This is a genomic window from Pseudoscardovia suis, assembly GCF_002797875.1.
Taxonomy (GTDB): Bacteria; Actinomycetota; Actinomycetes; order Actinomycetales; family Bifidobacteriaceae; genus Pseudoscardovia; species Pseudoscardovia suis.
Genome location: NZ_PGFC01000008.1, coordinates 44,051 through 58,857 on the forward strand (window position 1 = coordinate 44,051; position 14,807 = coordinate 58,857).

The following is a 14,807-nucleotide window of genomic DNA, read 5'->3' on the forward strand; positions in this document are numbered from 1 at the left end:
TGCTGTCTGCGCAATGACGTGTATAATCCTTATTCGTTGCCCCTCTAGCTCAATGGTTAGAGCAGCGTCCTTTTAAGTCGTGGGTTGTGGGTTCGAGTCCCACGGGGGGCACCACGCAAGGCATCTCATTCGCTGCGGGTGCCTTTTGTCTTTATTACGCATCTTATGCAACGCAATGCGTGGCATCGCGCAAACGTTTACCGCGCAACGTTCACCACGCAATGTTTGTTGCACAGATGTTTATGACGCAAGCATCCGCAGCTCAAATGCGCATCACGCAAACGTTCATGCGGCTTTTGGAAAAATCCAATAAAACCCGCACCATCTTGCTGCCGCAAGACGTGATATGCTTCTAGATGTTTTCCGCTTCGCGGAAGACACGTCCCTGGGTGCACACATTCCATTCCACCGCGCCTGGGGATTTTTCATGCCCACCGCATTGCCATGATTTCCCTTCGGCATATGGATTCAGGCACGCGGATTCATACACGGATTCACCGACCACGTCACAGGAATGTGGAAGGACCACAGTGCATAACACAACGCAACACACAGCTCAGAACGCACAGAACACTCAGAACACCCAGACTGCACAGACCACACAGGGCGCACAGAACGTACAAACCGCCCCAAACCCCAAGAATGCACCTGCCATCAAACCAGCACAGCCATCGCAACGACCGGACCTGTCGCCCGGCGCCTTGCGCCGCAGCCTGCTCGCCTTGGCATCGGGAGCATTCATCCTCGGGGCAGCGGAATTCGTCATGATGGGCATCCTGCCCCAGGCCGCCGCTGCCACGCATGTGAGCATCCCCGTGGCGGGGCATTACATCTCGTCCTATGCGTTCGGCGTGTGTGCTGGCACCATCATGCTCATCTGCGGACGCCGCGTGCCTCCACGCAACCTCATCATCGCGTTCATGGCGATCGCTGTGGTCGGCAACTTGGGCAGCGCGCTATCCACCGGTCAGGTGATGCTGCTTATTTCGCGCTTCGTCTCCGGCCTGCCGCATGGAGCGTTCTTCGGCACCGCCACACTGGTCGCACGCACTGTGGCGCCGCGCGGCAAGGAGGCGCGGTCCGTCTCGATGATGGTGACCGGCCAGACCGTGGCGAATATGCTCGGCGTGCCCGCGGGAACTTTGCTCGCCGAAACGATGTCGTGGCGATATGCGTTCGGATTGCTCGCCGCATGGGCAGCGATGACCATCGTGCTCACCATTGCGTGGATTCCCATGATCCCGCCCATCAAGGATGTCGGCATCAAGGGCCAGTTCGCGTTCCTGCGTCATCCGGGGCCATGGTTTGTGATTGTTGCGGTGTTTGGCGGCAACGCGGGTCTGTTTTGCTGGTGGAGCTATGTATCGCCGTGGTTGCAGAACATAGGCGGTTGGTCTTCTGCGCTGGTGCCGATGCTGATGGTGCTTGCCGGCGCCGGAATGGTGTGTGGAGGCATCGCCGGTGGTCGTCTCACGGACCGCTGGGTTCCGGGAGGCACGGCCTCCCTGTCGCAATTCATCGGTGTCGTTGGACTGCTTGCCGTCTTCTTCATCCCTGGTTCCCGCCCGGAAACCGCTGTGCTTACGTTCATCATCGCGTTCTCGATGTTCTTCAACTCCGCGCCACAGCAATTGCTGATGGTGCAGGCCGGTGCGGGCGGCGGCGAGCTGATTGCAGGAGCCGCAGTGCAGGTTGCTTACAATTTCGGCAACGCCATGGGATCGGTGGTCGGAGGCGCCGCGCTGACCGCCACCGCGATGAACTATCATTCGATTGGTCTTGCCGGCACCCCGTTCACAGCAGCCGCAGGAATCCTTCTTGCCGTGTATTCATACAAATACGAACGCCGCCGCTCCGCGCTGGAACGTCTGGAGAAGATCGAGGTGTAGGACTTTGCGCATCGCCGTGTCGGTCATGCCGACTGCTCGCGGCCATACGCGCCTCGCAAGCTTGTGCTTCCTAAGGGCGGATTTGAGCGGATGAGGTAGGTGACGACTGTCATCGGCTAGAATGTGGCACGCTGACCGTACACGGATTGACGACATACATGGATCGGCAATATGCAACAGCACGGTCGATTCGGATGTCGATTCATCGCGTCGATTCAGGATTCAGGGAGGAAGCATGAGCAAAGCGCCGAAGAAGAATTCAGCGCAAAGCCGCCCGTCGCAACGTTCGGCGGCTCACAACAGGCCTTCGCAGCGCGCAGGTGCGCAGCGCAAGGCAACGCAGAAAACAGCACAAACGGCAAACACAGCACAGAAGGCAGACTCGGACGCAACCGCCAAGGATCCCGCCAATGACATGCCAGGGCTGCGCAAATCGCTGAAGAACCGCCACATCCAGCTCATCGCGCTCGGCGGTGCAATCGGCACCGGCCTGTTCTATGGCTCAAGCGAATCCATTCAGCTGGCCGGGCCATCCGTGCTGCTGGCGTATCTCATCGGCGGTGCCGCGATTTTCTTGATTGTGCGCGCGCTGAGTGAAATGTCGGTGGAAGACCCGAAGGCCGGTGCCTTCAGCTACTACGCCACGCGCTATTGGTCCAAGCGCGCCGGATTCATTTCAGGATGGAATTACTGGTTCAATTACATCCTCGTCTCCATGGTGGAGCTCGCCGTCGTGGGGTCATTCGTGCAGTACTGGTTCCCGGCGATTCCCGCATGGGTGTCGGCAGCGGTGTTCCTTGTCATCATCACTGCAATGAACCTCATGGGCGTGAGCAAGTTCGGTGAGTTCGAGTTCTGGTTCGCCATCATCAAGATTGTGGCGGTCATCGCCATGGTCGTGGGCGGTCTTGCCGTCATCATCGCGAAACTGCCGACGCAATCAGGCATTCCTGCATCATTCGCCAACTGGTTCACCATCGACGGCGGCTTCATGCCCCATGGATGGCTGACCCATGGCGCGGACGGCACATGGTCCGGCCTGCTCATGGCACTTGTCGTGGTCATGTTCAGCTTCGGCGGCACCGAGCTCATCGGCATCACGGCAGGCGAAACCAAAAACCCGCGCGTCACAATCCCCAAGGCCACGAACAGCATCATCTGGCGAATCCTCGTGTTCTATGTGGCTGCATTGGGCGTAATCATGGCCGTGGTGCCCTGGAACACCATTGACGGTTCAAGCAGCCCGTTCGTGCAGATCTTCGATTCCGTGGGCGTGCACGCCGCTGCGGGAATCCTTAACTTCGTGTGTCTGACCGCCGTGATGAGCGTGTATAACTCCGGGCTTTACGCCAATTCGCGCATGCTGTATTCCCTTGCCAAGCAAGGCAATGCGCCCGCATATCTGGCGCGGCTCGACAAGCGCGGCGTGCCTCGCGCCGGCGTGCTCACCTCCGCCGCAGTCACGGTGATCGCCGTCGTGGTTGTGTTCCTGTGGCCGGAGTTCGCGTTCAACTATCTGATGAGCATCGCCACCATTGCCGCATTCATCAACTGGTCGATGGTCATGCTTACCGAAATGCACTTCCGCAAACAAGTCGCCGCCGGCAACGGACCGGGGCGCTTGGCGGGAATGCATGGCAAGGAGGCGTTGGATGCCATCGAATTCAAGCTTCCTGGCCATGTTGTGACACCGTACCTGGTCATCGCATTCCAGGTGATGATCGCGGTGCTCATGTGCTTCTCTGCGTCGTATCGCATCGCCGTGTATGCCGGTGTGATTTGGCTCGTCGTGCTGTTCGTGGCATACGAGGTGATGTCGCGCGTGCAGAACGCACGGCTTGACGCCGCCCGCGCCGCGAGCAAGCAATACGCCAAGCGTCAACGCAACTAATCCGTAATTCTCACACCATCGCAAAACGGCAGTGACTGGCGCGTGGATCTTCCACGCCCACCACTGCCGTTTCGTTATTGGCATGCGTTGTTGTCACGCGTCAATAACGCATCAAGCGCTGACGCCTCTTATCATTCGCTGTCTCTCGTCATTGATGCATCCCACCGCAAGATGTGCCTCATCGTTAGCTGATAACAGCGCCGAAGGGAGCCCAGGCGAGCTTTGCCATCTTGAACGATTGCAATCCTGCGGGAATGCCAATGATCGTTATGCAATTGAGGATGCCGGCCAACACATATCCCGCGGCAAGCCACCACCCGCACAGAATGATCCAGAAGAAATTCGCAACCGCCGAACCAGCGCCGCCGCCGTACTCCACATAATGGCCAAACGGCGTAAGCGACACGGCCGCCGCCTTGAAGCACTGCATGCCAAGCGGCACGCCGACAATGGTGATGCACAGAATCACTCCGACAATCGCCCATGCAGCCGCAAGCTCAAGGCCGCCGAGCACAATCCAAATGATGTTGGCAATGGTTTTCATATCCGCTTCCCTGATTTGGTTTCCGTTGTGTTGATTATCTCCCTGTTTGTTGTACCACCAATAGCACAGACAGCGAAAAGCCACAAATCACACGCAGGAGCTATGCGCCGATTATTGGGAGGAATCATTCACACGGGTGGCGCCGCGGAAGTTTTTACACACACGGGTCATCGCCTCGTTGACGGATTGGGTGTGCACCGTGGGGAACACCAGCACCAGGTAATCGCCCGGCTCCACACGCGTGGAGTCGTATGGAATCACCTCGACGGGGCCGCGCAGAATCGTCACAAGCCGCGCGCTGGCAGGCAGGCCCAGGCTTCCCACCAGCGCCCCATCGGCCATGCTGCCCGGTTCCACGGGAAACTCCATGATCGCATTGCCATGCTGCTGATGCTCCGCCCCTTCATGCGAGCGCATATAGCGGTCGAGCAGCTCCGTGTAAATCGGCTTCGTGTGCAGCAGATCGGAGACGAACAACGCCGTGAACGCGCACAATGCTACAGGCAGCATGTGCACCAGCGACCCCGTCATCTCCACGGTGAGCATGATTGCGGTCACCGGCGCTTTGACACTTGCCGCGAGCGCCGCCGCCATGCCATACACGGCGAATGCGGTGACATAGCGCATGGGAATGAGCCCCAACAGCGAAACTGCCATACCGCATGCAGCGCCGCATGCCGTGCCGATGGCAAGGATTGGCATGAAGATGCCACCGGGAACGCCACTGCCGAAGCTGGTGGCAGTGAACACCATCTTGACGACCATCAGCAGCACAAGCATGCCCAGCGACATCGTGAGGTTTTCGCTGATGCCGATCATTGATTCACCGCCACCCAGCGCATAGGGAAACAGCATGCCCACGCATACGGCTATGAGCAGGCTGATCGGCGCCCGCGCCTGCCACGGCAGTTTGCCATACAACGTCTGCGCTCCGAGGAGCACACGGTTCGTCAGTGAACCGACGAGCCCCACCACGATGCCAAGGGGAAGCATCCACAGCACATTCCAGACGGGCATCTGCGGCACGCTTGAAAAGTCCAGCACGGGAGTGAGACCGAACCAGTTCTTGGACACGAAGTCCGCCACCAAGCTCGCCGCCGCCGCGGAAAGCAGCACGAGGGGTGAGAAACTGCGGTAGACCTCTTCGAGGGCGAACATCATGCCGGACAGAGGCGCATTGAAGGCGGCGCTCAGACCCGCTGCCGCACCGCCCGCCACGAGGAGTCGCCCCTCGCTATGGGAGCCGCGTATCTTGCGCGACAGCAGCTGGCTGCCGGCTGCGCCGATTTGGATGGAGGGACCTTCACGTCCCAACGACATGCCGAAGAGACTGCACAAACCTCCGCCGAGATATCGCACGGCAAGAATTGGCAACGGCGCCATGTGCAATCCCTTGAGCAGCACGCCTTCCACCTGTGGTATGCCGGAGCCAGATGCCATCGGCACCTTTTTGACCATCCAGCCAATCAGCAGACCGGCGGCGACGGCAAGCGCGCACCATCCGACGATCCACAACGGCTTGCCATGCAGCCAGCGATAGATCAGCACTGCGCGTCCCGTGCCCCAGGCGAGCAGCACGCGGTAGGCGACCACAAGCACGCCGACGATCACCCCGCATAGCGCCGCTTTTCCAGCGATGACCCACTTGACTTGGTTCGTGTGCGACATGAAGCGTATGACGCGCGAGGCTCTGTGCGGCGGCGTGGAGGCGGACGCATGTGGCTGTGCGGCGGCAGCGCCCTCAGGGGCGGGAGTGGTGGCCTGCGGGGAGGAAGCGTCCTCGGCGGTCGTTCCCTCGGTTGTCGCAGCGGCGGAATCGGGCACAGCGATGGCAGAACTGCCGTCGGGTCGTTCGTCATGCGGGCTGGCTGGTGTATCGGGGCGCGGATTCACTCCCCTATTGTATGCAGCCGGCTCTCATGCAGCGGCGGCCGGCTGCGAACAACAATGGGGCCTATGGATGCGCGATAACCACGTCCAATAGGCATACAGTGCGGAATCAGCCAAACAAGTCCCATGAATACCGTTAGCGCAACAACAGCCCGTCCAAGACCTCGTCATTTCCTTCAACAACAGTATGTGCCGAAAATAGCGTGCGGCCACCGCGCACGGAGCGGATCACATCGCACCGCTCATACACCGCATCAAACACAGAATCAGCGTTCAGCACCACGAAATTCGCTGGCTTGCCGACCTCCACGCCATAGTTGTCGCGCATTCCCAACGTTGTGGCGCCATTGACTGTGAGGAACTTCAGCGCGTCATCGATTTCGGGGAAGCTCATCATCTGCGCCACATGAAGCACATAGTCAAGGATGATCATCATGTTGCCATTGCCCAGCGGATACCACGGATCTTGCATGGAGTCCTGACCAAGCGAGACGTTGATGCCGGCATCCGTGAGCTCCTTGACGCGCGTGATGCCGCGACGCTTGGGGAAAGTGTCTTGACGGCCCTGCAGATACAGGTTTTCCGTGGGAGCGCACGCAAAATTGATGTGCGCGGCCTTGAGCAGCTTCGTCAGGTGGAAGAAGTAGGCGTTGTCGACGGAGCCCAGAGAGCACGTGTGGCTGGCGGTAGTACGCTCGCCAATGCCCGCACGGTAGGCCAAGGCACTGAGCAGCTCGACATAGCGTGAGTTCGGATCGTCGGTTTCATCGCAATGCACATCAATGAGCTTGTCGTATTTGCTGGCGAGCTCAACGACGGTGTGCATGGATTTTTCGCCGAATTCACGGCATTGTTCGAAGTGTGGGATGCCGCCGACGCAATCGGCCCCCATGCGCAGGCCTTCCTCTACGAGTTCGGCACCGCTCTCGCCATGTGGGCCTTCGTAAGAGTACATGCCTTCCTGAGGGAACGAGACAATCTGTATGGTCACGACGTCCTTGAGCTCTTCCTTGAGCTCAAGCAGGGCCTTAAGGGAGGTGAGGTTGGGGTCGGTCACGTCAGCGTGGGAGCGGATGTATTGCACACCGTGGCGCAGCTCCATCGCGATGGCCTTGCGGGCACGGCTCTTGATCTCATCGACCGTAAGGTCGGATTTGGTGTCGCTCCACCGCTGAATGCCTTCGAACAATGTACCGCTTTCATTCACAGCGCCTGGCTTGCGGGCGGTGAACACGTAATCGAGGTGCAGGTGTGTGTCACAGAACGGCGGGCACACGAGTTTGCCACCCAGATCAACCACTTCCACGTCCGCCATGTTGTACCCTTGGGCAGCAAGCGTGGACGCAAGACCTTCACCGATGGCGGCAATGCGACCGTTCTCCGCAAGGATGTCTTGCAATGGTGCGGTCTGCGCGACTGTACTGCCAGGCTGACCTGTGGCGATGTGCGCATTGATAAAGAGGGTGCGCGCAGGGGTTGAGGATGCGGTGGTTGTCGCCTGGACAATCTGTGTGGTTTGTGCGGTCATGATTCGCTCCTTTGTCTGGTGTGGAATGTGGAAGTTTGAATTATCGGTTTGCCGATTGTTGAAAATTCCGAATGATGAAAAAACAGAAAGATTTGCGTGATGAGAAGTGCCAGCGATTAATCGCGTATCGGCGCGAGAAGCTGATTGAAAGCTGCGTTCCTTCGCCGCATCCAATCCACTCCCTGTGCCTGCGCTGACTCCAAAATCTCGTCTTCATCATCGGTGAGTAAATGCCCATGGCGCACGAGGGTCTTGCCGGCCACGATGACCGTGTCGACAAAATTGCCTTGCATGGCGAAGACGAGCGCCCACAGCAGATTCGTGTCCGTGGACGTCTCGTTCCAGCACACCGGCCGCAAACTAGGATGGTCGAGCCCCACCATGATGAGATCTGCCTGCTTCCCCGCTTCCAGCGAGCCAATGGAATCTTCCATACCCAGCGAGCGCGCCCCATTGATCGTCGCCATGCGCAGCATGTGCCGGGCATCAAAAATCTTGGCATCTCGGTATCGGGCTTTTTGCATAAGCGATGCGACTTTCATCTCTTGGAACAAATTCATGCTGTTGTTATCAATGGGGCCATCGCTTCCCAGTGACACATTGATGCCTGCTTCTTCCATGCGTTTGACTGGTGCTGTGCCGCATCCCAGCTTCGCGGCCGAAATCGGGCAATGGCAGATGCTGGCACCGGCTTGTGCAATCAGTTCCATGTCGCGTTCGCTGATGGGCACGCAATGCCCTAGTGACAGGAAATCGCCCAGCATTCCACGTTTTGCAAGCAATTGTGTGATAGACATACCGAAACGCGTCTGAGCCGTGTCTTCCTCCTCAGGGTGCTCCGGCCCGTGTGTGTGGATGCGCACACCGTATTTCTCATGCATCTCGAGCGCTCGGCGATACATCACGTCGCTCGAGTAAAAGACGTCCTCAATGCCGGCTTCCACCTGTACTCGACCGTCAAATGCGCCGTGCCAGTCCTTGATAAGCCGCTCGTTGGTGTCGCTTGTTTCAAAGAAATCGTAAGGCGGCACATCAGCGGCGTAGGGGGCGAGAAACACTCTCAGCCCCATCTCCCCTGCGACAATTGCCGCCTGGTCCATGTGACGGTGCATGTCCTGAACCGTTGTGGTGCCGTTCAGCAGGCATTCGAGATAGCCGAGGCGGTAAGCCTGGCGCGCATCCTGTGGCGTGCACGTCCGATGCTCCAAATCGTAGACGGGCAACCAGTCCACTAAATCAAGGTTCTCGTCTACACCGCGAATCAATGATGAATGATTATGGGTGTCGATAAGACCGGGCATCGCAACATAGCAGCCTTTGCAGTCCATGATGTCCGCGTCACGCGGAATTCGAGCCGCGTCCATCTCCCCCACATAATCAAAGCCTGTTCCGTCGATGAGCAGCATGCCATCGCGTATGACCGTATCATTCGAATCGACGGTGACGATGATCACATGAGTGATTGCCTGCATCGGGACTCCTTTCACCGAGAATTGCCACGCCATGCCGTTGCCGCCATCGCGATACTTCGTAATGCATTTGACGTATTGAACTGTTTAGGTGATGTCAGTATCGGCAGTAACGGTTGCCCAGCGGTAAAAGCCGCGTGTGTAACCCGACACCCAGATTGGACAAAATGTCATGCCATTCACTGTGCTCGATGTGCTTCGCGACCCCGTATTCCGCGAATGCGACCCGATTGTTGCCGGCGGAGATGACGCGCTGAATAACCCTGTGCGATGGGCCTATACGCATGAGCGGTTCGATGTCGTGCAGTTTCTGCTCGGCGGTGAATTCCTCATCATCGAGGGAAGCGCACTCGCCGAGCATAATGACGATGCCAGTTTGCGCACTTATGTGGATTCGCTGGCGCAGACAGGTGTCAGTGGATTGGCCATAGAACTCGTGGATTTCTTCACAAGCGTTCCTGCGTCCCTCTCCGACGAAGGCGATAAGCGAGGAATCCCCATCATCGGTTTGCGCAAACGCCAACCATTTGTCAAGCTATGCCAAGCGATCAATACCCGAATCACGCAACAACAGCTGCTCGCCCACATGGCAGTGGACAATGTGATGACTCGACTCAACGCCAAGCTCTCACACGCACGCTCAACGCAGGATGTCGCCGCCGCCTTAGCTGATGCTACCGGAGGCAAAGTGCTCATCTTTGATTCGAGCGGGTCCATCACTGCGAGCGCCGCAAGTTCGAACGCGCCAAGCGGTTCCACCGCCTTTTCTACGAACACTCACGCAACTGCAGTACTTGACATCACACAGGACGGCTTCACGATTGCCACCGTTACGCTTTCCCAGAGCATCACTCCACTCAGTGCAGAAACTCTCAATCAGGTAACTGCCAGCCTGTCACGCGTACTGCCGGCCTTCATGACGCTCACCATTCGCATTAAAATGACGCAGCGCCTGCTCAGTGGGAACATTGATGGCACCGTTGCATCAGCGCAAGAAGCCGCAGATGCCTCGTCAATGATGCAAGCACTGGGACTCGCCAAGGACGTGCGTTGCATCCCCTTCGCGCTCGCCATCAAAAACCTCAGCAACGACTATCTACAGCTCTCTCCGTTGCTCGACGAGCTCCGCCCACGGTGTCTCATGCATTGTGATTCCAAGGGAATTGTCGGCGTATGCATGCTGACAGCATCCGACACAAACGGTCCGGAGGAATCACCATGCTTGCCATTCCGCGACAATAGTCACCTCCAAGCACTACTCGGCACACAGTCCATCAGAATTATCGCCGGGCATGCCATCCACGACGGAGAAAGCTTGCTCAACGCGATAGCAGCCTTGAGATTCGCGATGCGACAGGCCTGGCCCGACTGGGGATCAGTAGCATCCCTTGATTCCTACGCTTACCGCAGATTCGTGCACCAAGCCGACACCAGCACGGCCATCACGACTTTCATCTGCCAAAGCTCCCCCTGGCTCTTCACAGCCACCGGCGATGCCCTTGACACACTGTGCGCAATGCATGACTGTTGCGGGAACAAAAGTGCTGCATGCGCACTGCTAGGAATCTCCCGCCAAACGCTTTATAGCAGATTGGAACGCATCAGTCTGGCTGCGGATATACCCCAATCCGATTTGAGAGCATGGTCACTGCTTGAGATGGGCGCCGAGCTCATTCGCGCCCTGCGGGCCACGGGGAACCAATCATCTGGCGCAGTCGCTCGCCACTAACACCACCGCCACTCCCATCACCTCCACCCGCCTCCAGCACAGCCCTTTGACAATCTGTCTAATGTCTTCCAAAGCCATGTAACGGATGGTTCATCATCGGGCAAACCATTCTCCGCATAGTAGACGTCATCGATGCAAAAGCTCTTGCACTGGTGAACTTTTCTGTTCCAGCGCATCTGCGGACTGGACTTGAGTAATCGCAGAGCCAACAGCTTCATCTCCAGCAACAATCTCCGGCGTCACCGGATAATCATTGAAAGGCGGTGCATCATGGCACAGCTTACGATTTCGCCATCGTTCGAAAACACCTCGCCCTCGCACTCTTCTGTCGCATCAGGCGCTTCTAGTCCATCGGGATCTGACAACACGAATTACGAGGACTTCCTCAGCGTTGTTCCTGAGCAAGCGAAAACAAAAAGCCTTTGGGGGCAATTCTGGGTCTGGTTTGGCGCGAATGTGGCTCCCATCAACTGGCTGCTGGGAGCACTGGGCGTGCAGATGGGACTTGGCCTGTGGGAAACATTCGCGGTCATTGCTGTCGGCAACATCATCGGCATGTCCATCTTCGGACTCATGGTGCTGCTCGGCCAACGCACCGGTCTCACCGGCATGCTCCTCGGACGCCGCGTATTCGGCAGGTTCGGCAACTACCTGCCCTCCGTCATCCAAGCGACCGTCGTCATTGGCTGGTGCGCCATCAACACGTGGGTGGTGCTCGATCTCATAACGGCGCTACTTATGAAAGTCGGCTTGGTCGATTCCATCGCCGGTCACTTTGCGCTCAAAGCATGCATCGGTGCGGTGGTCATGATCATCCAGGTCATCGTGTCGCTGTTCGGTTACAAGGCAATCTCCACCTTCGAAAAATGGACCGTGCCGCCGACTGTGGCGATTCTACTCGCTATGACCATCGCTGCATGGGGCTTCATGGGCATCGATTGGAACTACGCTGGCACGCTCAGCGGGACCGGCACTGACAAGATTGCCGTCATCTCTTCAATCATGACGGCAATCGGCATCGGCTGGGGCTTCACTTGGCTCACCTACGCCTGCGATTATTCGCGCTTCGTCAGCAAAGCCGTGCCTCACAAGAAGCTGTTCGGCGCAAGTGCGCTCGGCCAACTGATTCCCGTCGTCTGGCTTGGCCTGCTTGGCGCCACGCTCGCCACCAAGTCCGGCAGCATCGATCCTGGCCAGCTCATCGTCGACAACTTCGGCGCCCTTGCCATCCCTGTTCTCTTGCTCGTCGTTCATGGTCCGATTGCGACGAACATCCTCAACATCTACAGCTTCACGCTCTCCGTGTAATGCCTTGACCTCAAGGTCAACCGCCGCATCATCAACGTCTTCGTCGGCGTCATAGCATGGCTTGGCGTATGTCTGTTCCTGTCTCTCAACGACATCGGTACCACACTCGACAGCTGGCTTTCCAGCGTTGCAGGCTGGACAGCCGTGTGGGGCGGCATCATGTTCGTGCATTTCTACATCATTGAGCGCCATCGCAACGAATTTGCCTCCGTGCTCAAGGCACCTGGCCAGGACGGCATTCCCGTTGTGCGTTGGCAGGCAATGGTTGCCTTCCTGGCTGGTCTGCTTATGACGTGGATGTTCAGCTATGGCGGCCTGCCCATCTTCCAAGGTCCCATTGCCAACGCGATGGGCGGCATTGACCTCTCCTGGCTCGCAGGAATCCTGACGTCCGGCGGACTGTACTACCTGTTGGCAAAGGCAACGCATATCGCTGAGAGCAACGCGAAATTAGCATAACGGCCGCCAGCACAGCTCGGCGCAGGTCCACCTCTTGTCTATCGTTTCCATCTCGCCCCTGCCGCACCGTCGATTGACGCTGGGGCAGGGGCGAATTATTACCAATTCGGCAGCACTGCTGCTGAGATAACACAGCTGCCGCAGCGGCACCGCAATTGGTCACACAGCAGGCATTACTGCACAAGTTCCACCACAACAGATTGGAGACAATCATGATTATTCACAACGTTCATATCGAAAACGCACCCGAGCAAACGGATATTCGCATTGCGAACGGCACGTTTCAGCAGTTCGCGCCCGCGATAGAACCCCATGAGAGTGAGGAAGTCATAGACGGTCAAGGTGGTGTGCTCATTCCGCCATTCGTGGATCCGCATGTGCACCTCGATGCAGCGCTTACTGCCGGCGACCCAGAATGGAACGAAACCGGAACGCTCTTCGACGGCATTCGCATTTGGTCCAAACGCAAGAAGACACTTACCCAGCAAGACGTCACAGACCGGGCACTGCGCACCTTGCAGATGATGGCGCGAAACGGCATCCAGTATGTGCGCACCCATGTGGATGTGACCGACCCCAACCTCACAGCGCTCCACGCTCTGCTTGACCTTCGCGACACGGTTGCGCCGTTCATGACCTTGCAGATCGTGGCATTCCCCCAGGAGGGCATTCTTTCATTCCCTCACGGCAAAGAACTCATGGAGGAAGCCGTCAAGGAAGGCGCGGATGTGGTGGGAGGCATCCCTCATTACGAATTCACGAGCGAATATGGGCGGGAATCTCTGCGCTTTCTTATGGAACTTGCTGAACGCAATGACCGTTTGGTGGATGTGCACTGCGATGAAATTGACGATCCGGCTTCGCGTAATCTGGAGACCTTGGCGACCCTTGCTTACGAGAGCGGCATGGGGAATCGTGTCACTGCCAGCCACACGACAGCGATGGGGTCATACAACGACGCTTACACGTACAAACTGTTCCGGTTGCTGAAGATGTCGGGAATCAACTTCGTATCTAACCCATTGGTCAACATGCATCTCGGCGGACGCTTCGACACGTATCCTAAGCGCCGCGGCCTGACGCGAGTAAAGGAACTCGCCGAAGCCGGCATCAACATTGCGTTTGGCGAAGACGACATCCAAGACCCGTGGAGTCCACTAGGAGCCGGCAACATGCTCGACGTGGTGCGCATGGGACTCTATGCCGCGCAGATCATGGGATATGGGCAGATTATGGATTCGTATCAGTTCGTGACATACAACGGTGCAACAACACTGCACATCGCAGCAACAGACTATGGCATCGCCATAGGCAAGCCCGCGAACTGCATCGTGCTCAATGCGCCGAACTTCTATCATGCACTCAACGAGAATGCAGAGACCCTCTACAGCATCCGCAATGGCAAGGTCATTGTGCAGACAAAGGCAAAGAGCGTGAGCACGGCGTTCTGAGGGGCGTGATAGCCGCCTCGCCGAAAAATCCGCCAGAGAGACATGTTGAGATTAGAACAACGACGTGCTGATAGCACAGATGCAAAGACTGAAATGCAATTGGGCTGCCATCCTGTTCGAGGATGGCAGCCCAATTGCATGGTTAGGACACGCCAAGCTGGCGTTCAATCACTAGCAGCTACTGGCTTTTCGGAATTGTCAACCTAGTCGAACTATTCCTTCTACTTGCCGTCCCAGTTGCCGACGAGCACCTGGTCCGTGGACCTGCCGTACTCCATCGTCACGTCCGCGTACTTGCTCCCCAGCGCGGTGGACAGGTACATGGTCGTGCCGCGGCGCACGCCGAACGTGTCCTTGCCGTCGCCGTTCCAGTCGCCCACCAGGACCTGGTCCGTGGACCTGCCGAAATCGAACGACGTGGACACCGCTGCCGACGAGATCGACTTCTGCAGGTACAGGGTCGTGCCGCGGCGCACGGCCAGGGTGTCCTTGCCGTCGCCGTCCCAGTCGCCCACCAGGACCTGGTCCGTGGACCTGCCGAACTCCACGGTCACGTCGGGCGCGGAGCCGTAAGACAGCGAGTTGTACAGGTAGTACACGTTGCCGCGGCGGATGCCGAACGTGTCCTTGCCGTCGCCGTTCCAGTCGC

Annotated in this window: 11 protein-coding genes and 1 tRNA gene; 7 read left to right on the forward strand and 5 right to left on the reverse strand. The window is 57.9% G+C overall.

All coding sequences use genetic code 11. The features are described 5' to 3' along the window. Positions 1 to 38: 38 nt before the first annotated feature. The 3 genes from CLV65_RS08065 to CLV65_RS08075 all read left to right on the forward strand — a co-directional run bounded on the left by CLV65_RS08065 (position 39) and on the right by CLV65_RS08075 (position 3,780). Positions 39 to 114: transfer RNA gene (locus CLV65_RS08065), tRNA-Lys, on the forward strand. A gap of 587 nt (positions 115 to 701) precedes the next feature. Further along, positions 702 to 1,889 carry an MFS transporter gene (locus CLV65_RS08070; RefSeq protein ID WP_094691544.1) on the forward strand — a complete coding sequence of 396 codons (1,188 nt, stop codon included), beginning with the start codon at positions 702 to 704 and terminating at the stop codon, positions 1,887 to 1,889. Between the two features lie 415 nt (positions 1,890 to 2,304). Further along, on the forward strand, positions 2,305 to 3,780 hold the full coding sequence (locus CLV65_RS08075; protein ID WP_094691545.1) for an amino acid permease: 1,476 nt from the start codon (positions 2,305 to 2,307) through the stop codon (positions 3,778 to 3,780). A gap of 184 nt (positions 3,781 to 3,964) precedes the next feature. Here the strand turns inward: CLV65_RS08075 and CLV65_RS08080 are convergent, their stop codons facing one another. The 4 genes from CLV65_RS08080 to CLV65_RS08095 form a co-directional block, all read right to left on the reverse strand. After that, positions 3,965 to 4,324: a YccF domain-containing protein gene (locus CLV65_RS08080; protein WP_094691533.1), complete on the reverse strand. Its 360-nt coding sequence runs from the start codon at positions 4,322 to 4,324 to the stop codon at positions 3,965 to 3,967. 111 nt (positions 4,325 to 4,435) lie between these two features. After that, a complete protein-coding gene (locus tag CLV65_RS08085; RefSeq protein ID WP_420848408.1) occupies positions 4,436 to 5,992 on the reverse strand; it encodes a ClC family H(+)/Cl(-) exchange transporter in 1,557 nt (518 codons plus the stop codon). A gap of 358 nt (positions 5,993 to 6,350) precedes the next feature. After that, positions 6,351 to 7,742 carry an amidohydrolase family protein gene (locus tag CLV65_RS08090; RefSeq protein ID WP_094691535.1) on the reverse strand — a complete coding sequence of 464 codons (1,392 nt, stop codon included), beginning with the start codon at positions 7,740 to 7,742 and terminating at the stop codon, positions 6,351 to 6,353. Positions 7,743 to 7,858: 116 nt separating this feature from the next. Next, a complete protein-coding gene (locus CLV65_RS08095) occupies positions 7,859 to 9,214 on the reverse strand; it encodes an amidohydrolase family protein (protein ID WP_094691536.1) in 1,356 nt (451 codons plus the stop codon). A gap of 169 nt (positions 9,215 to 9,383) precedes the next feature. Between CLV65_RS08095 and CLV65_RS08100 the strand changes: the two genes are divergently transcribed. From CLV65_RS08100 to codA, 4 genes are all read left to right on the forward strand, one after another. Then, entirely contained in the window at positions 9,384 to 10,940 is a 1,557-nt protein-coding gene (locus CLV65_RS08100) for a PucR family transcriptional regulator (protein WP_094691537.1), read from the forward strand. Between the two features lie 270 nt (positions 10,941 to 11,210). Further along, positions 11,211 to 12,248, forward strand: coding sequence for a purine-cytosine permease family protein (locus tag CLV65_RS08105; protein WP_211278426.1), 1,038 nt, complete (start codon positions 11,211 to 11,213; stop codon positions 12,246 to 12,248). A gap of 159 nt (positions 12,249 to 12,407) precedes the next feature. Then, on the forward strand, positions 12,408 to 12,707 hold the full coding sequence (locus CLV65_RS08935) for a hypothetical protein (RefSeq protein WP_211278427.1): 300 nt from the start codon (positions 12,408 to 12,410) through the stop codon (positions 12,705 to 12,707). A 212-nt stretch (positions 12,708 to 12,919) separates the two neighbouring features. Then, entirely contained in the window at positions 12,920 to 14,158 is a 1,239-nt protein-coding gene (gene codA, locus CLV65_RS08110) for a cytosine deaminase (RefSeq protein WP_094691538.1), read from the forward strand. A gap of 221 nt (positions 14,159 to 14,379) precedes the next feature. Here the strand turns inward: codA and CLV65_RS08115 are convergent. Beyond that, the coding region (locus CLV65_RS08115; protein ID WP_211287612.1) for a hypothetical protein at positions 14,380 to 14,807 on the reverse strand (428 nt) is incomplete at its 5' end.

Bases quoted from the DNA above. Each gene is read 5' to 3' on its own strand.
- CLV65_RS08075 (WP_094691545.1), top strand. From the start codon at position 2,305: ATGCCAGGGCTGCGCAAATCGCTGAAGAACCGCCACATCCAGCTCATC.
- CLV65_RS08080 (WP_094691533.1), bottom strand. From the start codon at position 4,324: ATGAAAACCATTGCCAACATCATTTGGATTGTGCTCGGCGGCCTTGAG.
- CLV65_RS08085 (WP_420848408.1), bottom strand. From the start codon at position 5,992: ATGTCGCACACGAACCAAGTCAAGTGGGTCATCGCTGGAAAAGCGGCG.
- CLV65_RS08090 (WP_094691535.1), bottom strand. From the start codon at position 7,742: ATGACCGCACAAACCACACAGATTGTCCAGGCGACAACCACCGCATCC.
- CLV65_RS08095 (WP_094691536.1), bottom strand. From the start codon at position 9,214: ATGCAGGCAATCACTCATGTGATCATCGTCACCGTCGATTCGAATGAT.
- CLV65_RS08100 (WP_094691537.1), top strand. From the start codon at position 9,384: ATGCCATTCACTGTGCTCGATGTGCTTCGCGACCCCGTATTCCGCGAA.
- CLV65_RS08105 (WP_211278426.1), top strand. From the start codon at position 11,211: ATGGCACAGCTTACGATTTCGCCATCGTTCGAAAACACCTCGCCCTCG.
- CLV65_RS08935 (WP_211278427.1), top strand. From the start codon at position 12,408: ATGTTCGTGCATTTCTACATCATTGAGCGCCATCGCAACGAATTTGCC.
- codA (WP_094691538.1), top strand. From the start codon at position 12,920: ATGATTATTCACAACGTTCATATCGAAAACGCACCCGAGCAAACGGAT.